This is a genomic window from Bacillus cereus (genome assembly GCF_002567495.1).
Classification (GTDB): Bacteria; Bacillota; Bacilli; order Bacillales; family Bacillaceae_G; genus Bacillus_A; species Bacillus_A cereus_AQ.
The window spans coordinates 20,370-41,977 of record NZ_NVAP01000061.1 but is presented as its reverse complement, the minus strand read 5'-3'; the positions used below and the strand labels follow the sequence as shown (position 1 = coordinate 41,977).

Here is a 21,608-nt window from a genome sequence, read left to right as displayed (position 1 = left end):
CTCACCTAACCGTTTCTTCGCTACTTTCTTTTGCACGCCATAAAGCAATTGCCTTTTTTAACGACTCTTTATATTCATTTTTCGGATTTGAATCAATTACAATTCCCGCTCCAGCTTGCACATGTGCTTGCCCATCTTTCGCAAGAAGCGTTCTAATGACAATATTCAATTCCGTATCTCCAGAATAACCAATCCAACCAATTGAACCTGTATAAATCCCTCGGCGAACAGGCTCTAATTCTTCAATAATCTCCATCGTACGTATTTTCGGGGCACCAGTAATTGTTCCACCAGGGAATACAGCTTTCACTAAATCGAAAGCATCCTTATCTTCTTCCACTTCACCACGCACATTGGAAACAATATGCATAACATGTGAATACTTTTCAATTACCATAAATTCATCCACTTCTACAGTGCCATATTTACAAACGCGCCCTAAATCATTTCGTTCTAAATCTACAAGCATTACATGCTCTGCGCGTTCCTTTTCGTTCTCAATTAATTCCCTTGCTAACTCTTCATCCTCTTGTTCATTTGCACCGCGGGATCTTGTACCAGCAATTGGTCTTGTACTTACTTCTTGCCCTTGTTTTTTAATTAGCAATTCAGGCGAAGCACTAACAATTTGAAAATCCCCAAGCTCTAAGTAACCCATATATGGAGATGGATTAATTTTACGAAGACTTGTATAAATTTCTAGTGGATGCGTTTGTAAAGTTCTTTCTTGTCTTGTCGACAAGTTTACTTGAAACACATCACCATTTCCAATATACTCTTGAATACGTTCAACAGCCTTCATAAAGCCCGCTTCTGTAAAAGCAACCGCTTCACTTTTCTTTTCAGGACGTTCAAACGGCATAGTCACTTCAGGCACTTCTGTCGCCCAAAGATCCTTCCATTCATTTAATCGTTCTTCCGCCTCTGCATGCTTATCTACATAATGTGTAATAATCCACAATACTTTTTCTTTTTGATCATAGACGAACACATCGTCAAATAATAAAAAGTATATATCGGGTATATTCAGATCATCCTCTGCAAGAGAAGGGATTTTTTCGATATAACGGATACAATCATAACTAAAGTAGCCAATTGCACCACCTTGAAAAGGCGGGTACTCTGGATTGTAGTCTGTTTTCCATTTCTCCATATATTCTTGCATTAAATCTAATGGATTCCCTCGTTTTATTGTTTCCTTACCACTTTCACTTATATGTAACGTTTCACCCTTTCCCTGGATTACCGCTACCGGGTTTAAACCCACTATGTTATAACGACCGCCACGTCCACTTTCCAGCAAAATATGTTGCGGCTTATCCTGAGAAAGAAATTTATATTGCTTAAAGAAATCTAACTGATATGGAATAGAAAGCGCTAAAGATTTTCTTCGTTGCATATCAACACCCCGTCTTCTTTTATCCCACCCTCTTAGATGAACCACCTCAAACTACATAAGTTATTTATATAGAGATTGATTATACTCGAAGGTTAGTGAAAATAATTTAATTATACTACCTCTTATTTTACATGAAGTTTTCTAGTCATTCACTCTTTTCCTATTTCCAATCCAAAAAGAAAAAGCATCCTTTTTCAAGGATGCTTTTTAAATCGCGTTTAATTATGATTCAAATTGATAAAGTGGTGTACTTAAATAACGCTCACCGTTACTTGGAATAATAACAAGTACCTTTTTCCCTTTACCTAACTTTTTCGCAACTTCTGTCGCTGCATAAATAACTGCTCCTGAAGAGATACCAACTAAAATACCTTCTTCTTTAGCCACTCTTCTCGCATATTCAAATGCTTGCTCTGTTTTCACTTGAATAATTTCATCATATACTTCTACATCCAATGTCTCTGGAACAAATCCCGCCCCAATTCCTTGGATTTTATGTGGACCTGGTTTCCCACCAGATAATACTGGTGAATCTGCAGGTTCTACTGCATAAATTTTAATATCTTCATATGCTTCCTTCAGCACTTCACCAGCACCAGTAATTGTTCCACCTGTACCAATACCTGCAATAAACGCATCTAATTGATCACCCATTTGTTCAACAATTTCTGGACCTGTTGTTAAACGGTGAATTTGTGGATTCGATTGATTTTGGAACTGTTGCGGTATAAAGTAACCATGCTCTTTTGCTAATTCAGTTGCTTTACGAATTGCTCCACCCATTCCTTCAGGACCTGGAGTCAATACTAATTCAGCACCGTAAGCACGTAATAAATTACGACGCTCAATACTCATTGTTTCTGGCATTACTAAAATTGCATTATATCCTTTAGCAGCCGCTACCATCGCTAAACCAATTCCTGTGTTACCACTTGTTGGCTCAATGATTGTATCGCCTTCTTTTAACAATCCTTTTTTTTCAGCATCTTCAATCATAGCTAGTGCAATACGATCTTTAACGCTGCTCCCCGGATTCATAAATTCTAGTTTTAAGTATATATCTGCGCTGTCTGATTCTACGATGCGGTTCAACTTAACGATCGGCGTTTTCCCGATTAATTCTGAAACTGATTGTGCCACTCGCATTCCTGTCACTCCTAACACCGAGTATTTTTATTGGTTTTATCTATATTTAGATTTTGTCAGAAAATTCCCTGTTTGTCAATCTATTTGGAGGGTTAATCCCCTTATTACAAATTCTCAATTAAATTTGTAATATCTCCTTTAGAGAATTTGTATCGTTCATTACAGAAATGACAATGAACTTCTGTCTCTTCTTCTTCTTCACGAATTTGCTCTAACTCTGTTTTGCCTAAACTAATTAACACACTCTCAATACGTTCGCGTGAGCACGTACAATTAAATTGAACGTCCATTGTTTCTAATACTTTTACTTTATCTTCTCCAAGGACTGCATATAGTAGCTCTTCTGGAGAAAGACCTTGTTCGATCAATGTTGATACAGGCGGGATTTTTTGCAAACGATCTTCAATAAATGAAATTGTTTCTTCCTGTGCGCCCGGCATAATTTGAAGGATAAATCCACCCGCCGCTAATACGCTGTCATCTCCATTTACAAGGACACCGACACCAACAGAAGAAGGCGTCTGCTCAGAAACTGCGAAATAATACGTAAAATCTTCCCCCAGTTCTCCCGAAACGATTGGGGATTGACCGATAAACGGCTCACGCATACCAATATCTTTAATTACTGTTACAAACCCTTCTGTACCTACCGCTTGATATACACGTAATTTCCCTTGTTCCGTTCCTTCAAAATCAACATGCGGATTCGTTACGTAGCCACGTACATCTCCATTTGCATGAGCATCCACTAAGATAGGGCCAATCGGACCATTACCTTCTACCTTAATTGTTAACTTTTGATCACCTTTTAACATCGCACCCATCATTGTACCTGCAGTTAAAGAACGACCAAGTGCCGCTGAAGCTGTCCTCCATGTATCATGACGCCTTTGTGCCTCACTTACTGTATTTGTTGTACGTACACTATACGCACGTACTTCTCCATCAAACGCTAACGCTTTTACTAAATAATCTTTCATACGTATTTATTCACCTTTCTCATGCTGTAAATTTGCATTACGCTCATATAACATATACAAGCCTTTTAACGTTAAAAACGGATCTACAATATCAATTACATTCGATTCTTCTGAAATTAATTTTGCCAATCCACCAGTTGCAATAACTTTCGGTTCTTGTTTAGCTTCCTCTTTCATACGCTTAACAATACCTTCCACTTGTCCTACATAACCATAAAGAATACCAGATTGCATCGCACTTACTGTATTCTTCCCAACAACACTGCTCGGTTTTGTAATTTCAATACGAGGAAGTTTTGCCGCCCTACTATATAAAGCCTCTGCTGAAATCATAATTCCTGGCGTAATAACTCCACCCATATAATGCTTTTCTTCGTTAATATAACAATATGTAGTAGCCGTACCAAAATCAACAATAATAAGCGGACTTCCATACAAGTGAATTCCTGCTACTGCATTTACAATTCGGTCTGCGCCTACTTCACGTGGATTTTCATATTTAATGTTTAGCCCCGTTTTTATTCCAGGCCCTACTACAAGCGGTTTAATTTTAAAATATTTTTCACACATACGTTCTAAAGCGAACATAATTGGTGGTACGACTGAAGACACAATAATACCTTTCACATCTTCAAACGAAAGACCCTCATGATCAAGTAACTGTTTTACAAGCATTCCATATTCATCTTCTGTCTTATGACGATCTGTTTCCATGCGCCAATGCTGACGAAGTTCCCCCTCTTCAAACACGCCCAGTACAGCATTTGTGTTCCCTACATCCAATACAAAAATCATATTCTCACCACTTATCTTATTTAATCTATATTTGTGTAGTATGTATAAAACTTATAAAAACATCATATCACACATACTTATATAATCAGCTTTCCTATCCTCATCATTTTACAAAAAGATTGCTCTCTATTTCAATTTTTAATACTAGTTTTACTTAAATTACTTTATCCACTAAGCCCTCAATAGTAATTAGCAAAAATCTTAACAAACAAAAAAGGAGTGACGATAGTCACTCCTTCATTTCTTACTTATCTTCTTTATCTTCATCGTCTTTCTTCATATTGATGTTTACTTTCACATCATCTGAAGATGTTGGACGCTCAGGTAATCTGCCATAATCATATAAATGATTAATTTGCTCTGCATCTAATGTTTCTACTTCAAGTAACGTTTTCGCTATAATATCAAGCTTATCTCGTTTTTCAGTAAGAATTTGTTTTGCACGAGCATAACAGTCTTTAATAATTGTTTGCATTTCCACATCAATTTCATGTGCGATTGCATCACTGTAGTTTTGTTCTGAATGGAAGTCTCTTCCTAAGAATACCTGACCACCTTGTGAGCTACCAAATTGCATCGGTCCAAGCTTATCACTCATACCGAATTCCGTAACCATACGTCTTGCAATACCAGTCGCACGTTGGAAGTCGTTGTGAGCACCTGTACTTGCTTCACCAAATACAATCTCCTCAGCTACTCGACCACCAAGTAAACCAGTGATTTTATCAAGTAACTCTGGCTTTGTCATGAAGTAACGATCTTCCTTCGGAAGCATTACCGCATATCCACCAGCTTGACCACGAGGGACAATTGTTACTTTATGAACGACATCAGCTTCATCAAGAACAACACCAATTACAGTATGGCCTGCTTCATGGAAAGCAACGATATTACGTTCTTTTTCAGAGATAACACGACTTTTCTTAGCTGGACCTGCGATAACTCGATCCGTTGCTTCATCGATATCACTCATATCAATTTTCTTCTTATCTCGACGTGCAGCTACTAAAGCAGCTTCGTTTAATAAGTTTTCAAGATCCGCACCAGAGAATCCTGGTGTACGAGTCGCAATTGCTCTTAAATTAATATGCTCATCAAGCGGTTTATTACGCGCATGTACTTTCAGTACAGCTTCACGACCATTTACATCTGGACGATCTACTGTAATTTGGCGGTCAAAACGACCTGGACGTAATAACGCTGGGTCAAGAATGTCTGGACGGTTTGTCGCAGCAATGATAATAATACCTTCGTTTGCACCGAATCCATCCATTTCAACAAGTAACTGGTTCAATGTTTGCTCACGCTCATCATGACCACCACCAAGACCTGCGCCACGTTGACGACCTACTGCATCAATTTCATCAATGAAAATGATACAAGGAGCATTTTTCTTTGCATTTTCAAATAAATCACGTACACGTGATGCACCGACACCGACAAACATCTCTACAAAGTCAGAACCACTGATAGAGAAGAATGGAACGCCAGCCTCACCTGCAACAGCACGTGCTAATAAAGTTTTACCTGTACCTGGAGGTCCAACTAATAGGACACCCTTCGGAATACGGGCACCAACTTCAGAAAACTTACGAGGGTCTTTTAAGAATTCAACTACCTCAACAAGTTCTTGTTTCTCTTCATCCGCCCCAGCAACATCTCTGAAACGAACTTTTTTCTTTTCATCATTATATAACTTCGCCTTACTTTTCCCGAAGTTCATAACACGGCTACCGCCGCCTTGAGCTTGGTTTAATAAGAAGAAGAATAAAATGAAGATGATGACAAACGGAATGATTGAAGTAAAGAATGTTACCCAAGCACTTGTTTCTTCTGCTGGTTGATACTTAACTTCGGCACCTTTCGCTTTATCATTGATTTTCTTTTGTAATTCCTCAGTATTTGGTGCATAAGTAACAAATTGTTCTCCTTGGCTAGAGTTATTGAATTGTCCTTTTACCTCAAATACACCATTTTTCGGTTGAAGTTGCACATTACGCACTTCACCGCTTTCTAGTTTAGTAATGAATTTGTCGTAGCTAACTGATGTCGTTTTTTGTGTCGAACCATTAAAATAGCTCACGATTCCAATTACTACTAAGAATATCAGTAAATAAAAGATGGTATTACGGAAGATACGATTCATTCCTAACCTCCTCTCACGGCATAAACACTATAGTAAATCGTAACATAGAAAAACTTTCCTATACAATTGTAAAGCCTGTATTTAATTAATTTGAGTAAACGCTTGGTTTTAATACACCTACATAAGGAAGATTACGGTACTGCTCTTTATAATCTAATCCATATCCTACTACAAATTCATGCGGAACAGTAAATCCAACATAATCCGCTTTCAGATCAACCTTACGGCCTGTTGGCTTATCTAATAATGTAACAATTTTTACAGACTTCGCTTTACGATATTTGAATAAGTCTACTAAGTAGCTTAGTGTAAGACCACTATCAATAATATCTTCGACGATTAAAATATCGCGACCTTCTACAGAAGTGTCAAGATCTTTTAAAATTTTCACTTCGCCTGTTGAAACTGTAGAGTGACCATAACTAGATACAGCCATAAAATCCATTTCAAGATATGTATCTGTTCTCTTTAATAAATCTGCCATGAATGGCATTGCGCCTTTTAATACACCAATTGCAAGAGGTACTGTGTTTTTATAATCCTCTGCAATAACTGCACCTAGTTCGCGCACCTTTTCTTGTATTTGTTCTTCAGAAATTAATACTTTTTCGATATCTTGATTCATCATTTCATTATCCTCCCGGAAGACTCCTTGCTTTTGTAGTGAATAATCATATATTTACCCTTCTTTGCCATCTCTTTCGAAATTGCAAATGCAGATCGCTTCAACAAGGGTACCCAAATAATGTTCCCTCTTGCATCACAAACGACCGGCCATTCTTCCCTTTTTTCTTTTGGTACTTTCGCTTCGATAAAAATAGCTTTTATCTTTTTCGTGCCATCCATACCTTGTATTGACATGCGATCTCCATTTTCCCTAGAACGAATACGAAGTGGATATGGTATATCATTATACTTAGCAACAAATACTGTTTCATTCATGTTACTTGGTATATCTTCGCTCACCTCTGTTACAAATTCATCCCCGTTCAATAGTGTAATGGTCCCGGGTACTGATAAATCTTGTGAAAAAGGAGAGACAGTTTCTTGTTTAAATCTAAAGCTACACTCCTCGTATGTGCGAACAATTTTCAAATCACCTGGAAAATCAAGTGAACCTGAAGGTTGTGTCCGCTTAAAAAACTCAATCACCTTGTCAATATGTATAGAAGAAAGAGAAGATGGAATCTTATATTCATAAAGATAGTTTAATATTAGTTGAATCCCTCTTCTTTGTAAAGGCATAGACATGGATTCAAAGGCAGGAATTGATAAGCTAATTTGTTTATCACTTTTTTTTGTAATTACTTTATTCATTTTCTCAAAAGCTAATTCCTGCAAATAAGCCTCATCCTCTTGCATCTGCACGCTAAATTTTTGGAATTTCTCATGCATTTGTGGATTTTCTTCTTTTAAGTGAGGAAGGACATATTTACGTAATCGATTCCTTGTATATACTTCCTTTTTATTACTCGGATCTATACGTGGAATTAAATTTAGCTTATTACAGTAATCAACAATTTCTTCCTTCGTTACCCCAAGTAACGGCCTAATTAAATACCCATTATGAAAAGGACGCTTCACTGCAATTCCTGCATATCCTTTCGGAGTACTCCCTCTTACAAGACGCATTAAAATCGTCTCTACTTGATCATCTCCATGATGTCCAAGAGCAACATATCTTGCATCATATTTCTTCATTATTCTTTCCAAAAATGCATATCTGCATTCTCTAGCAGCAACCTGTGCATTCATCCCGTATTGCTGTTGATATTGTGATACATTAATCCTTATCGTTTCACAAATAATTCCCAGTTCTTCACAAAGGTCCTGCACAAACTGTAAATCCTCATGAGATTCATCACCTCTAAACATATGATCCACATGAGCTACTACAATTTCCAACTGTTTTTCCGCTCTTTTTTCTAATAAATAATATAAAAGGGCTAACGAGTCAGGACCACCAGAAACTCCCACAACAATTGTTGAATCATTCTTTAATACATCATGCTGCTTTACAAAGTCATCTACTTTTTCAACAAATGTATCTTTCAACTTCGCAATCACCTTTCATTAAACAAGAACAGCGACGTTAGTCGCCTTGTCTATAATGGTACAACTTTTACAAACATTGTGCAAAAAAAAGATATACAAAAATTACATTTTTATCTTACATCCTCCGTGTATATTCATAAAATTAATAACATTACCTTTTTCCACAAAAAAACCTAGGTATTCACCTAGGTTTTTTAAAATTGGATTATATGAATCGTAGCGGATGAACATTCCACTTACATTTTACTGCGCCTGCATTCCTACAATCGGAATCGTAGCCCACTTCGGCATATTTTTCTTCACTTTCGCCACTACAATAGTCATATCGTCATTTATATAACCATCACAAGAGCGAATCACTTCTTCCATTATGATATCAGCAATTTCTTGTGGGTCTTCGGTTTGCAATTCTTTAATTTTTCGTTTCATCCACAATTCATGATTCTCCACATGTTGCGCTCCTTCAAAAATCCCATCGCTCATCATAATAAGGATATCACCCGTTTTTAATTGCTCACCTACCACATCAACTTCAACATCTTCGATGATTCCCATCGGCAAATTACTTGCTTCAATTTTCAAAATATTGTTTGCACGTTTAACAAAACTCGGCGTTGATCCGATCTTTAAAAACCTTGCACTCGCATCCCTCAAATCTACCATAGCCAAGTCTAATGTCGTAAACATCTCTTCCGTCGTTCTCAAAGAAAGAATTGAATTAATAGACTTAATCGCTATTTCTTCGTCAATACCCGATTGGAGTATTTTTTGTAATAATTTCACCGTTTCCTTACTTTCCATATGAGCTCTTTGCCCATTCCCCATACCATCACTAATCGCAAGTGCATATTTGCCAACACTTAAATCCATCATCGCATAAGAGTCACCTGAAACAAATCCACCGCCTTTTGCAGCTGTGGCCAATCCAGTATCAAGAGAATACGTCTTCGCCGAACCGAATGATATTAAACTGTGGCCATTCGGATAAGAAGACTTTTCTTCATGTTTAACGACAATATTTTCTTTAAGGATATCCGAAAGCATCGGTGCAACTAACTTTTCACATTCACCATGTTCATTAGATGCAACTGGAATCAACATTTCAATATCAATACTTCCTCTATCTAAACAATAAATATCAACATGCTCCACTTCGACACCAAAATCACGGAACGCTTGCATAATCTGTTCTTCCTGCACTTGATGATTTTCACGCTCTCGTTGTATCTCCTTAGCAAAATCCTCCATAACCTTTGATACACCTAATAGTTGCTCCGCAACTATTCTACGATTTTCCTTCATTTGTTTTCGTAATTTTTGTCCCTCATAGAAATGATCTAATTCACCCGCTACTAAATCCGTCACTTTTTTCCCTCTCACACAATGCTTGTCCCACTCACGAACTAATTTACGATTATGTTGCAGGGTCCCTTCTTCCGTTTCACTCATTATTTGTTTCATATAATCATACGTTTTATCGAAATTCACTACCCAGCATTGATCCTTTTTAAAGCATGTTTGACATGTTTTCGCAGTAATTGTACTCAAAAACAAATCTGCTTCTGTCTCTTTATCTTCTTCCTCTACATACCCATATACAGAAAAGCTATTAGATAAAGCAGCAAATACATTTGCAAATTGGTTGATTTTGTTCGCTGTAACATCACGCATCCTTCTTAAATATTGTTGTTGATCTTGCGAATGCTCTTGTGTACCTGGCATAAATTTAGCAATACGATCCAAAACAAGCTTTGGCGTTAATAAGAAGATAGCAATCGCTACACCTGACTCAATTAAAGTTGTTACAATATTTGTCTGCTTGTCTACATATAATGTAATTAAGCTTGTCCCTATTAATAAACCTAAACTAACACCTAAACGCTTCCCTTCTTTTAACAACCCACCAAGCAATCCAGAAAAAGCGAGAAGGCTAAGCTGGGACAAACTAGACACATTTGCTAAACTTAATATCAATCCTGTTACGACCCCCACTGTAGATCCTGTAGCAGCACCCGCAATAAATGCAAATACTAGCACTAAATACCTTGTAAAAATATGTTGAATAGACGCATCATATACAAACCAATCTGTTGTACCCGTTAAAACGGATGCTAGTAATATAATCAAACAAACAATTTCTTCCGTCTCTAATGCCTGTTGTTTTCCTTTCCTTTCCACTAAAAGCGGGACACTTTGTAAAAATATCATAGTTAATACGAAACTAAGCCCAGCCTCAATGGTACTAACGAGTAAATCGTACATGGTGACAGTTTGTTGTGCAAAATATACAACAACTAAGTGTGCCGTTAATGCGGAGATAAATACTTGAAATGGAACAAGTCCAACGGTTTTACGTGTAAATCTACTAAAGAAGATATTATAAATGAAGAAAGTAAAGATAGATGCAAAAGTAAAAAACAAATTATCTATCGAGACTGAAAGAGCTCCTCCCATTAGAGCTAAAAATGCTAGCGGCATCTTATCCCGCTTCATAACATAAACAGCAGCAAAAAACGGTAGTGCAAACGGTAAAATATTTGTTAATATATATGCTCTTCCCAAAAGAAAACCAATAACAACAATAATAAATCCCCATCTAAAGAAAACTTGCTCAAATTTCATTCGCAACTTACTCGTCCACTTTATTCCCCCAAGCTGACTCTCATTCATTGCCAATGCACTTGTATTCATAGTATTCCTTCCTGCTTTAGGCATATTTTTAACACCACCTGCATAGTTTAATTACTGTCATTATAAAAGATGATTATTGGGATTTTTGTCAAAACAACAGTTTTCACTTTTATAATCGTTCGACTTTTTATTCGAAATAACTCTACAGATATACACGGTATGTAAGTTATTTTTGGGTTTTTAATTAAATATTCAGAAAATATAGGGTGATTTTGTAGAAGTGTTGTATGTCTTAATTCATTTAACAAAAAAAGATCATGCAAATTTGCATGATCTTTTTAGATGACCCGTACGGGATTCGAACCCGTGTTACCGCCGTGAAAGGGCGGTGTCTTAACCACTTGACCAACGGGCCGTTAAATTAAATATAGCGGCGGAGGGGATCGAACCCCCGACCTCACGGGTATGAACCGTACGCTCTAGCCAGCTGAGCTACACCGCCATGTCGTCGTATTTAACGGACAATTAGTATCTTACATCAGATATTATTTAAAGTCAACACATCTTGAAAACTTTTTTAAAATATATTTTCACATATAAAAAAGCACCCTGAGCCATCACTCTGGGTACCTCTCTATATGTTAAAAACTAAACGGCCTTATTATCCGCGACGTGCGCCACGGCCACCACGTTTAGACTCTGTGTTACGCTTTAAAGAAGTTAAACGATCTTCGCTATCCTTTAAGAAGCGTGCCATCTTTTGCTCAAATGTTTCTTTTGGAGCTCGGTCGTTACCGCCACCGCGATTATCTCTGTTGAAAGAGCGATTATTACGTTGTGGACGTCCAGAACGTTGTTGATCACCACCGCGTTGGTATTCACCGCGTGGACGATCTCCTTCTGTTTTTTCACGTTCTTTCGCTTTTTTGATAGATAAACCAATCTTTCCATCTTTTTCAACATTAATAACTTTTACTTCTACTTGGTCGCCCACTTTTAAGTGATCGTTAATATCTTTTACATAGTTATCAGCAACTTCACTAATATGAACAAGACCAGTTAAGCCTTCTGGCAGCTCCACAAAAGCCCCAAAATTTGTAATACCTGTTACTTTACCCTGTAACTTGCTGCCTACCTCGATTGACATAAAAAAAATGCTCCTCCTTAGTGGTTAAAAAGTCAAATTTTACTTTATTATATATAATCCTAAAATATAGTGTCAATAAGACATACTCTACTTCGAAACAGGAAAAATTATCTCCCCTTTACCAGAGAAGAAATAATCCCTTCTAGCAATCTTTAATACGTACTCTTCATCATTTAACTTTTGAACTTCGTCTTTTAGACTTTTTTCTTTATTCGTTAATGAATCCAGTTCTTTTTTCATGTCCTTAACTTTTGCTTCTTTTGCTTTAATGGAACTGTTTTGTTGATAAAACGTTACACTAATACTCGCAATAATTGTAAAAGTAAAGACAAGAAAAACCGCTAAACGGCGATAAAGTCGCTTCCTGTTCTCATCCGTTTGTATTATATGCTCTTTAACAGGATTTGGACTCTGTTTTTCGATTGTTCTTTGTCTCAGTTCCCTCATTTCCGAGGTCCCCCTAACTTCTTTTTTATAAGCTCCCATAGTTGGAAGATATGTCCCTTCAATTTTGCTATATATTGCAGGAACCCTATATGTTTCACTATAAAAAGTTTAACACGATTAGGGAGAAGTTTCCATATGAGCGAAGCAATAAATCGAACAGGCCAGAAAAAAACTTTCCATATGAAAAGTAATATCCAAATCACCATTTTCCATAACACATGTCCAATTGAAAGCAGTATACGAAATAAGAATAATATAAATGCAATAAATAGCTGCGCTATAATAATAACAGGTTTTATCATGAGTAGCTGTATAATTCGAACAAAAAAATATGTTGTTTGCATAAAAATATAGATGAGAAAATTTAACAACTTCATGTATAGTGCTTTCAGTAAGCTTTGATATGCCGCAAAACCACATAATAATGCCAAAAACACATATATACGTAACTCAGCTTCATTTACGAGAAGCAATACATAAAAGACAAATAATGCTTGGACAATCCAAAATAGTATATCATGTATAAATACAAGCCAACGTTTACGTTCTTGACGCTTTAAAAAACGTTGATATGTATCTAAAGACGCTCCAATCCAAGCACCCATTCCAATCATTGAAAGCATTGTATACAACTGAATTGTTAAGCTCATTTAAACAACTTACTAAAGAAACCTTTAGTTTTTTCTCCTTGATTTTCATCAATATACAGCATCTCATGAACTTTCCCTTTAATCGACACAATACCTTTTTCTACATCTAAATTTTTCATTTGTAAATTTTGACCACGAATTGTTAAAAAACCCATTACGGTCTCGAGTAAAAACTCTTCGCTATCAAAACTCTCTACCTGCTTCACACCAGTAATATCAATTACACGCCTGCCACGCATAATAATATCATGCTCTACAGAAACATTTTGTTGATTAGAAGACGTAGGTGAGTAACCATTATTCACGTAAATCCCCCCATAGGTTTTTACTAGCTAATAGTAATGTATGAGGGGATACATGATTTTAGAACAAGCCTTCTTCCGCTTTTACTTTTTCTTCGCGAACTAAGCTATACATATTTGCTGCATCTTCTTTTTTAGTTGTTTCTTTCAATTCATTTATTTTTACAGTCACTATTTTTTGACCAAAACGAATTGTTAATTCATCAGCTACTTTCACATCCGAACTCGCTTTTGCCACTTGACCATTAATAGATATTCTTCCTTGATCAGCTACTTCTTTCGCTAATGTTCTTCTTTTAATTAAACGTGATACTTTTAAAAACTTATCTAGACGCATCTCAAATCCCCCTATTAACGCTCTGTTTGTTTGGCTTCTTCCCATAAAACATCTAACTGTTCTAATGATAGATCTTCCATCTCTTTATTCATTTCAGCTACTTTTGCCTCCATGTATAAAAAACGACCAGTAAATTTCTCATTAGTTGAACGTAACGCCTCTTCTGGATCTATTTTGTAATGACGAGCTATATTAACAAATGCAAATAGTAAATCACCAAACTCACCTAGCATCTTTTCCTCATCCATGTTTGTAACTTCTTGTTGGAACTCTTGCCATTCTTCCAATGCTTTCTCTATCATCGGCTGCACATCAACCCAATCAAATCCAACCTTACCGGCTTTCTTCTGAATTTCATAGGCGCGTAGTAACTGCGGCAAGCTTTTTGGAACACCATTTAAAACAGATTCTTTCACGAATCCTTTTTCTTGTTTTTTAATTTCTTCCCAATTGGCAATCACTTCATCAGCATTGTTTACATCCGTATTTCCAAATACATGTGGATGGCGACGAACCATTTTCTCAGATAGAGTTCGAATGATATCATCTATAGAGAACCAACCTTCATCTTCTCCGATTTGAGCATGAAGCATAACTTGTAATAATATATCACCTAATTCTTCTACTAAGTGATCATCATCCTCTTCATCAATCGCTTCCAATACTTCATAAGCTTCCTCAATTAAATATTTCTTTAATGATTGATGTGTTTGCTTTTTATCCCACGGACAACCATTTGGGCCTCGAAGTTCTGCAATAATTTCTCTAAGTACATCAAACTGTTGATACAAGGATGCACGTTCCTGAACTGGCGGCACATACACACTCGTTAAATTATTCAATTCCGTTTCATGATCTAACATATACAACGGTACCTTCTTTACTTGTTCAAATGAAGTTCCTGCCGCTGTTACGATATACACTTCATAATCATCCGGCAACATCTCCATTAATGTTAATTTCACATCAGATGCAACGAATGCATCATATACTTGGCAAAAGATTAAATGTTGACGTAATTCTAATTGTCCTCTTTCAAATGATGTAGCGTCAAGTAATTGGAATCCTTCAATCGGATCAATCTTTAGGCTTGCAAACATAGGATCAAGGAAACTTTGTCCACCCTCAATTCGCACTTCAACATTTGAAACTTCTCCTTTTTCCAACAGTAGCTGAACTGTTCTTTCTGCTACAAGCGGATGCCCTGGAACAGCATAGATAATTTCTGTACCTTCAGCTTGTTCTAGCAATTTATTCGCAATTGTTTCATATACAATTTCAAACGTATCATGCGCTTCATATACATCATCAAAAGCCGTATATTGTACGCCTTCTTTCTCCAATTCTTCTATAACTGGATGTTCCTTCGTTCTAACAAACAGATGATCTGCTTCTTTTATCTTTCGGTATACACCCATCGTTAGCTGATCTAATTCACCAGCACCTAAACCTAAAATAGTAATGATTCCACTCACAACCTGTCACCTCTATCCACTCTTCTTCAATGAACCTTCTTTTTTCTCTTGTTTCATAACGGTTCCTAATTCTTTTTTTGTAAATACACGTAATTTCAAAATTAAAAACATATATGTCAATCCGCCGACAGCTACACCTAACAGCGCTTCAATCGTCGCGATTCCTCTATGTTCCGTATCAATTACTAATCCAGACACTTGCAACACACGTGTGAACATCATTAATACAAACCCCATACAGATACCACTAATCACTACACCTAACATATTTCGCTTATTAATAAGCGATCCTGATACAGCTCTCATAAGCAACAAACCATTTAGCCCAGAAATTATAATTAACGCACACAAAGTCGCAAAGGCTGCCCCTTTCACACCAAAATAAGGCATAAATATATAATTTAACGCTAACTTTAAGCAACCTCCAAATACAACGAATAATGCTGGCTTAAATGTTTGTCCTAACCCTTGTAAAATGGAAGCCGTCGTAATTGACAATGAACTAAATAAAATAGATAAAGATAAAATAGATAAAACATCTGATCCATCACTGTTTTCAAACAACATAATATTCGTAGGTTGAATAATACAAGTTAGTCCAATAGATGCTGCAAGTCCAATAACAAATGTTATTTTCATTGCTAACTTTACCTTTTCTTGAATAAAGGAATGATCTCCTCTTTCCTTCGCCGCTGTAATAATTGGAATAAGTGACAAAGAGAAAGAAGTCGTCACAACAGTACCTAATTGCATTAAAGGAATACTTCTATCATAAACACCCTTTAATACCTTTGCACTTTCAGCCTGTTCTCCCGCACTAATAAGTAAAGTGTACAAGGACACTGAATCAGCCATCTGTATAAAAATAAGCACTAAATTACTAACACAAATCGCTAACCCCTGCCAAAAAAGGATTTTAATTATCCTCTTTTTGCCCTTAATTCTCGCTACACTTTTGAAAAATATAGAACGAAAATCTCGACGCATATACAACATAAGTACAATAATCCCAATAAGTCCACCCGCAATTGAGCCTAACATAGCCCCTGCACCAACTGTATATAAATCAAATCCGTGAGCAATTAGGAATAGCGATAAAAATACAATAATAGAAACTCGAATTGTTTGTTCTATTACTTGCGAAACAGCTGTTGGCATCATATTATTGAATCCTTGAAAATACCCTCTTGCTACAGACAAAAACGGCATCAATAAGAATGAAAATGAAATAACACGTAGTAACTTATCTAAGTATATATCGCCCATAGCTATCGCAATTGTTTTGGCCCCAAAAAACAATGTAAAGAAGCCTATAAAACCAATTCCTAATAAAAACCAAAAAGATACACAAATAATTTCTTCTGCTTCTTTTTGTTTTCCACGCTCTAGTCGTTCTGCAACCATTTTCGAAATGATAATAGGAAACCCATAAGTAGCTAAAATTAAACAAAATCCATAAAACGGGTAAATTTGTTGGTAAATATAAAAACCAATATCCCCCGCTATATTTTGATATGGAATACGGTAAAAAGCGCTTAATACTTTTGTAACAAAACTTGCAATCGTTAATATAATAGCCCCACGCCAAAAGGCTTGATACTTCTTCGCTTCCATACAAGAAAACTCCTTTTTCTATTCTCACCTCTCGTATTATATCATAAAGAAAAGAACAAGCTGCCTTACCACCACGGGTAATAATAGGTTCCTGCACCGTTAAAAATATTCAACGAAAAAAGGTAGCAAAGCGCTACCTTCATCCAATATACATATATCTCCAAATAATTGATTTCTCAAAAAGAAAGATCATAATTAGGAAAGATTGCTACTTCTTAAAATTATATACCCTTACTGTTCCATTTGTTTCGCTAAGAAACTGGCAGCAGTATTAACCGCTTTATGCTCGATTTCGCTTATAATAGCTTCTTTTGAAAAAATAATGACGGCTCCAATCGGGTCTCCGTTTGCAACAATCGGTCCAACTGTATAAGAATGAACCTTTTCTGTTACACCATCGATAATGGAAATATCACTTTCGTCCGTCATAATAACAGACTTTCGTTCTTCCATCGTTTTTTCGATTAAATCGCCAACACTTTTATTTAAGTATTCTTTTTTCGATACGCCTGATACTGCGATGATAGAATCTCGATCACAGACAAGCACATTATGTCCTAAGCTGTCATATAAAGCCTCAGCATATTCTTTTGCAAAATCACCTAGTTCACTAATTGGAGAATACTTCTTTAAAATTACCTCTCCATCGCGATCAACAAATATTTCTAGTGGGTCTCCTTCTCGAATACGTAAAGTTCTACGAATTTCCTTCGGGATTACTACCCTGCCTAAATCATCAATTCGACGTACGATTCCAGTTGCTTTCATTCTAATGCTGCCTCACTTTCTACTGATGATCAAAGTGGTGAATTTACCTGTTCATGTAAAAATCACCAACTGTTAGACATAGTATTTTACACATTAGTTCTTCTATGCACGTCGAATTATATTTTTTTATCTTATTTTAGGCATTTATTACTTCTTTCTTTACATCTGGTAAGCCTTTTAATAAATTTTCAGCTATTGTTAACCACTTCGATGTCTCTAAACCATTTGTTTTCATAACAATTTTCAATTGTGATCCTTCCATTCCTAGACCGATCATACGTCCAAAACTATTTCCAAGCATGAATAATTTTCCACCATCAATATTTTGGCTTGCTTGTTCCGAAAACAGGAATGTTACTTCAAATTTATTCTGCTTAATTAACTCAATTTGTTCTTTCATTGCCAACACTTTAATATTTGCGATTTGTAATAAATAACCAACTTCTTGTGGGTAGTCACCGAATCTATCGATCATTTCTTCCTGCAATTCTTCAATATCCTCAATTGCAGAAACACCTCTAAATTGTTTATACATCATAATCTTTTGCTTACTATCTGAAATATAAGCATCTGGTAAGTATGCATCTACCTCTAAGTCAATTTCAACATTAACTGCATTTTCAGCCCCATCTGTTCCTCTACGCTGTTCAATTGCATCTTTTAACATTTGAGAATATAGATCAAATCCGACAGAATCAATAAATCCATGCTGTTCTGCCCCTAACAAATTACCCGCTCCACGAATAGATAAATCTCTCATCGCAATTTTGAAACCAGATCCAAGTTCCGTGAACTCTTTAATTGCTTGCAGACGCTTCTCTGCGACTTCTGACAGCACTTTGTCACGTTTATAGGAAAAGTATGCATATGCAACGCGATTAGAACGTCCAACACGCCCACGAAGCTGATACAGCTGTGATAATCCCATACGATCTGCATCAAATACAATTAACGTATTTACATTCGGAATATCTACACCCGTCTCAATAATTGTTGTACTTACAAGAACATCATGCTGTCCTTCTAAAAATGATAGCATAACAGACTCTAATTCACTTTCGTTCATTTTCCCATGTGCGTACGTTACGCGGGCATCTGGAACTAACATCGAAATTTCATCTGCTTTTCTTTCAATATCCTCCACACGGTTATATAGGAAGTAAATTTGCCCGCCTCTTGCAAGCTCTCGCTCTATCGCTTCTCGCATTAATGCTGGATTATACTCTACTACATACGTTTGGACTGGGAAACGGTTTTCTGGTGGCGTCTCAATAACAGATAAGTCGCGCACACCAAGCATAGACATATGGAGCGTACGCGGAATCGGAGTTGCCGTTAATGTTAATACGTCAACATTCGCCTTCAATTGTTTAATTTTTTCTTTATGCGTCACACCAAATCTTTGTTCCTCATCAATAATAAGAAGCCCTAAATCTTTATAAGTAACATCTTTAGATAAAATACGATGTGTTCCGATTACAATATCTATTGTGCCATCCTTTAAGCCCTTAATCGTTTCATTTTGTTGTTTTCTCGTACGGAATCTACTTAACAATCCTATATTGATTGGATAATCTTGAAAACGCTCTCGAATCGTTTCATAGTGTTGCTGCGCAAGAATCGTTGTCGGTACTAAAATTGCAACTTGTTTTTCATCCATAATTGCTTTAAATGCTGCACGAATAGCTACTTCAGTCTTTCCATACCCTACATCACCACAAAGGAGCCTATCCATTGGGCGTCCGCGTTCCATATCTTTCTTAATCTCATCAATAGAACGTAACTGATCCTCTGTCTCTTGATATGGAAAAGATGATTCGAACTCTTGTTGTTCTGCCGTATCTGGCGTATATGCATAGCCTTTTGAAGCTTCGCGCTCAGCATATAGTTTAATTAGGTCATCCGCAATGTCTTGTACTGATTTTTCAACTTTCGTTTTAACCTTTTTCCAATCATTCCCACCTAATTTGTAAACTTTCGGATCCTTACCTTCAGACCCTACATATTTTTGGACTTGATCAATTTGTTCGATTGGAACGTATAACTTATCATTACCTTGATATTTAATATTTAAATAATCTTTATGAACACCATTAATCTCTAATGTCTCAATACCTAAAAATTTACCTATACCATGATTTACGTGAACTACATAATCTCCAACTTTTAATTCCGAATAACTTTTAATACGTTCAGCATTCGATAACTTTTGTTTACGTTGTGATTTTTTAACTTTCTTATGGAAAAGTTCCTTTTCAGTAATGACAACAAACTTTTGCATCGGCATTTCAAATCCTGCATGTAAATCACCTACAGCAATTTGTAACCTTCCAGGCAGTAATATATCTGTACCTTCTACAATATCTGCCTCAATATCATAATCACTTAAAATATGTTGTAATTTTTTCACACGTTCATCATCTGTTCCAAGTACAACAGTCGTAAAATGCCCTTCATTCCATCTATCAATTTCTGTTTTTAACAAATTCATCTGTCCATGGAAATCTTGCATTGTTTTACATGTTACATTCACAATATTTTGCGGATGTGTGTGTGCGATATGACGCAGGAATAAGGTTAAATATACAAAACTTCTTTTTTTATGATGAAGAAATCCCTCAAATGCGTGAGAGAAAGATAAATCTTGAATAATCGTTCCTTCACCAAGAAGTGATATATACCATTCCGCCTCTTCTGTTTCAAGATGTGATGCTGTTTCTTGAATACGTGAAATCTCATCTAAAATTACAACACCATCTTCTGGTAAATAATCTATCAGACTAGCAGGTTCTTTATAGAAAATAGATAAGTATTTAAACATCTGTTCTATACTTTGCCCGTTTTTCAACATCTCAATTTCATGACTTACCGTTTCAAGCACTGTAGTCTTTAATTTATCATCAGAAAGTTTTTGCATCGTCTTAGTCAAACCTTCTTCAAGATGCTGAATTCCTGATTTTAATTCTTCCTGCGAAAATAAAAACTCTGTTGCCGGACCAAACCTAACGCTTTCTTTTTTACCTTGAGAGCGCTGTTCATCCACATCAAATAATCGAATAGAATCGACTTCTGTATCGAAGAATTCAATACGAAATGGTAGTTCTTCAGTTAAAGGATAAATATCTAATATTCCCCCGCGTAAACTGAACTCCCCTGGGGCTTCTACCATCGACTTACGTTCATAGCCAATATGATGTAAAGTGTGCAAGAGCGCATCTAAATCAATCTCTTGCCCTAGATTGATTTCAACTTGCTTTTGCTTCCACAATTCTTTTATTGGTAAAAATCTACGCAATCCTGCCACTGGCGCTACAATGATTCCATTCTCTCCCGCAGCCAAGCGATTTAACACTTCTATACGTTGCGCCTTCAATTCTGGACTTGCAACCCCAATTTCCGATGCTATCAGTTCATTAACTGGATATAGCCACACATCTTTTTCACCAAGTAACGCCACTAAATCTTCATGTACTTTTTGCGCTTGGTATAAGTTATGTGTCACGATTAATTGTGATTTTTTTGTTTTTTTATATAAAGCCGCCATTAATAATGAACGAGAAGATGTTGCCATCCCTGATATAAGTTGTTCCTTTAACCCATCTTCTAATCCATTAATAACCGATTGTATCTCTTCATTTTTATAAAATTGCTCTAATAAACCTATCATTTTCAAAACTCCTCTCAACATAAAGAGCAAGTCATTATATTTTATGCAA

Annotated in this window: 17 protein-coding genes and 2 tRNA genes; all 19 read right to left on the bottom strand. The window is 36.3% G+C overall.

What is annotated here, in order from left to right:
• Window position 1 precedes the first annotated feature (1 nt).
• The 19 genes from pabB to mfd all read right to left on the bottom strand — a co-directional run bounded on the left by pabB (window position 2) and on the right by mfd (window position 21,559).
• A complete protein-coding gene (pabB, locus tag COK05_RS27310) occupies window positions 2-1,399 on the bottom strand; it encodes an aminodeoxychorismate synthase component I (RefSeq protein ID WP_098615031.1) in 1,398 nt (465 codons plus the stop codon).
• A 222-nt stretch (window positions 1,400-1,621) separates the two neighbouring features.
• Window positions 1,622-2,545, bottom strand: coding sequence for a cysteine synthase A (gene cysK, locus COK05_RS27305; protein WP_098615030.1), 924 nt, complete (start codon window positions 2,543-2,545; stop codon window positions 1,622-1,624).
• Between the two features lie 104 nt (window positions 2,546-2,649).
• Window positions 2,650-3,525 (bottom strand): redox-regulated molecular chaperone HslO, encoded by an 876-nt coding sequence (gene hslO / locus COK05_RS27300; RefSeq protein ID WP_098615029.1) that lies wholly within the window; start codon window positions 3,523-3,525, stop codon window positions 2,650-2,652.
• Between the two features lie 6 nt (window positions 3,526-3,531).
• Window positions 3,532-4,320, bottom strand: coding sequence for a type III pantothenate kinase (locus COK05_RS27295; RefSeq protein WP_098615028.1), 789 nt, complete (start codon window positions 4,318-4,320; stop codon window positions 3,532-3,534).
• A gap of 244 nt (window positions 4,321-4,564) precedes the next feature.
• A complete protein-coding gene (gene ftsH, locus COK05_RS27290) occupies window positions 4,565-6,466 on the bottom strand; it encodes an ATP-dependent zinc metalloprotease FtsH (RefSeq protein WP_001079668.1) in 1,902 nt (633 codons plus the stop codon).
• Between the two features lie 85 nt (window positions 6,467-6,551).
• Complete coding sequence (hpt, locus tag COK05_RS27285; RefSeq protein ID WP_000981846.1) at window positions 6,552-7,094, bottom strand: hypoxanthine phosphoribosyltransferase; 543 nt, start codon at window positions 7,092-7,094, stop codon at window positions 6,552-6,554.
• Window positions 7,091-8,521 (bottom strand): tRNA lysidine(34) synthetase TilS, encoded by a 1,431-nt coding sequence (gene tilS, locus COK05_RS27280; protein ID WP_098615027.1) that lies wholly within the window; start codon window positions 8,519-8,521, stop codon window positions 7,091-7,093. Before tilS ends, hpt begins: the two co-directional genes overlap by 4 nt.
• A gap of 243 nt (window positions 8,522-8,764) precedes the next feature.
• Window positions 8,765-11,236 carry a stage II sporulation protein E gene (gene spoIIE / locus COK05_RS27275; RefSeq protein ID WP_001123551.1) on the bottom strand — a complete coding sequence of 824 codons (2,472 nt, stop codon included), beginning with the start codon at window positions 11,234-11,236 and terminating at the stop codon, window positions 8,765-8,767.
• Between the two features lie 259 nt (window positions 11,237-11,495).
• A tRNA-Glu gene (locus COK05_RS27270) sits at window positions 11,496-11,567 on the bottom strand.
• 13 nt (window positions 11,568-11,580) lie between these two features.
• Window positions 11,581-11,654 (bottom strand) — tRNA-Met (locus tag COK05_RS27265).
• A gap of 159 nt (window positions 11,655-11,813) precedes the next feature.
• Entirely contained in the window at window positions 11,814-12,299 is a 486-nt protein-coding gene (locus COK05_RS27260; protein WP_000021451.1) for a S1 domain-containing RNA-binding protein, read from the bottom strand.
• Window positions 12,300-12,386: 87 nt separating this feature from the next.
• Window positions 12,387-12,746 carry a cell division protein DivIC gene (gene divIC, locus COK05_RS27255; RefSeq protein WP_001208739.1) on the bottom strand — a complete coding sequence of 120 codons (360 nt, stop codon included), beginning with the start codon at window positions 12,744-12,746 and terminating at the stop codon, window positions 12,387-12,389.
• Entirely contained in the window at window positions 12,743-13,396 is a 654-nt protein-coding gene (gene yabQ, locus COK05_RS27250; protein ID WP_098615026.1) for a spore cortex biosynthesis protein YabQ, read from the bottom strand. Before yabQ ends, divIC begins: the two co-directional genes overlap by 4 nt.
• On the bottom strand, window positions 13,393-13,701 hold the full coding sequence (yabP, locus tag COK05_RS27245) for a sporulation protein YabP (RefSeq protein WP_001059105.1): 309 nt from the start codon (window positions 13,699-13,701) through the stop codon (window positions 13,393-13,395). Before yabP ends, yabQ begins: the two co-directional genes overlap by 4 nt.
• 58 nt (window positions 13,702-13,759) lie before the next feature.
• A complete protein-coding gene (locus COK05_RS27240) occupies window positions 13,760-14,035 on the bottom strand; it encodes an RNA-binding S4 domain-containing protein (RefSeq protein ID WP_001234876.1) in 276 nt (91 codons plus the stop codon).
• A gap of 14 nt (window positions 14,036-14,049) precedes the next feature.
• A complete protein-coding gene (mazG, locus tag COK05_RS27235) occupies window positions 14,050-15,510 on the bottom strand; it encodes a nucleoside triphosphate pyrophosphohydrolase (RefSeq protein ID WP_098615025.1) in 1,461 nt (486 codons plus the stop codon).
• 12 nt (window positions 15,511-15,522) lie between these two features.
• Window positions 15,523-17,124: a putative polysaccharide biosynthesis protein gene (locus COK05_RS27230; protein WP_098615024.1), complete on the bottom strand. Its 1,602-nt coding sequence runs from the start codon at window positions 17,122-17,124 to the stop codon at window positions 15,523-15,525.
• A 231-nt stretch (window positions 17,125-17,355) separates the two neighbouring features.
• Complete coding sequence (gene spoVT / locus COK05_RS27225; RefSeq protein WP_000648306.1) at window positions 17,356-17,892, bottom strand: stage V sporulation protein T; 537 nt, start codon at window positions 17,890-17,892, stop codon at window positions 17,356-17,358.
• A gap of 136 nt (window positions 17,893-18,028) precedes the next feature.
• Window positions 18,029-21,559 carry a transcription-repair coupling factor gene (gene mfd / locus COK05_RS27220; protein ID WP_098615023.1) on the bottom strand — a complete coding sequence of 1,177 codons (3,531 nt, stop codon included), beginning with the start codon at window positions 21,557-21,559 and terminating at the stop codon, window positions 18,029-18,031.
• Between the last annotated feature and the right edge of the window lie 49 nt (window positions 21,560-21,608).

What these genes read in the sequence shown, in the direction of transcription:
- pabB (WP_098615031.1), bottom strand. Translation starts at nt 1,399, where the DNA reads ATGCAACGAAGAAAATCTTTAGCGCTTTCTATTCCATATCAGTTAGAT.
- cysK (WP_098615030.1), bottom strand. Translation starts at nt 2,545, where the DNA reads ATGCGAGTGGCACAATCAGTTTCAGAATTAATCGGGAAAACGCCGATC.
- hslO (WP_098615029.1), bottom strand. Translation starts at nt 3,525, where the DNA reads ATGAAAGATTATTTAGTAAAAGCGTTAGCGTTTGATGGAGAAGTACGT.
- COK05_RS27295 (WP_098615028.1), bottom strand. Translation starts at nt 4,320, where the DNA reads ATGATTTTTGTATTGGATGTAGGGAACACAAATGCTGTACTGGGCGTG.
- ftsH (WP_001079668.1), bottom strand. Translation starts at nt 6,466, where the DNA reads ATGAATCGTATCTTCCGTAATACCATCTTTTATTTACTGATATTCTTA.
- hpt (WP_000981846.1), bottom strand. Translation starts at nt 7,094, where the DNA reads ATGATGAATCAAGATATCGAAAAAGTATTAATTTCTGAAGAACAAATA.
- spoIIE (WP_001123551.1), bottom strand. Translation starts at nt 11,236, where the DNA reads ATGCCTAAAGCAGGAAGGAATACTATGAATACAAGTGCATTGGCAATG.
- COK05_RS27260 (WP_000021451.1), bottom strand. Translation starts at nt 12,299, where the DNA reads ATGTCAATCGAGGTAGGCAGCAAGTTACAGGGTAAAGTAACAGGTATT.
- divIC (WP_001208739.1), bottom strand. Translation starts at nt 12,746, where the DNA reads ATGAGGGAACTGAGACAAAGAACAATCGAAAAACAGAGTCCAAATCCT.
- yabQ (WP_098615026.1), bottom strand. Translation starts at nt 13,396, where the DNA reads ATGAGCTTAACAATTCAGTTGTATACAATGCTTTCAATGATTGGAATG.
- COK05_RS27240 (WP_001234876.1), bottom strand. Translation starts at nt 14,035, where the DNA reads ATGCGTCTAGATAAGTTTTTAAAAGTATCACGTTTAATTAAAAGAAGA.
- COK05_RS27230 (WP_098615024.1), bottom strand. Translation starts at nt 17,124, where the DNA reads ATGGAAGCGAAGAAGTATCAAGCCTTTTGGCGTGGGGCTATTATATTA.
- spoVT (WP_000648306.1), bottom strand. Translation starts at nt 17,892, where the DNA reads ATGAAAGCAACTGGAATCGTACGTCGAATTGATGATTTAGGCAGGGTA.
- mfd (WP_098615023.1), bottom strand. Translation starts at nt 21,559, where the DNA reads ATGATAGGTTTATTAGAGCAATTTTATAAAAATGAAGAGATACAATCG.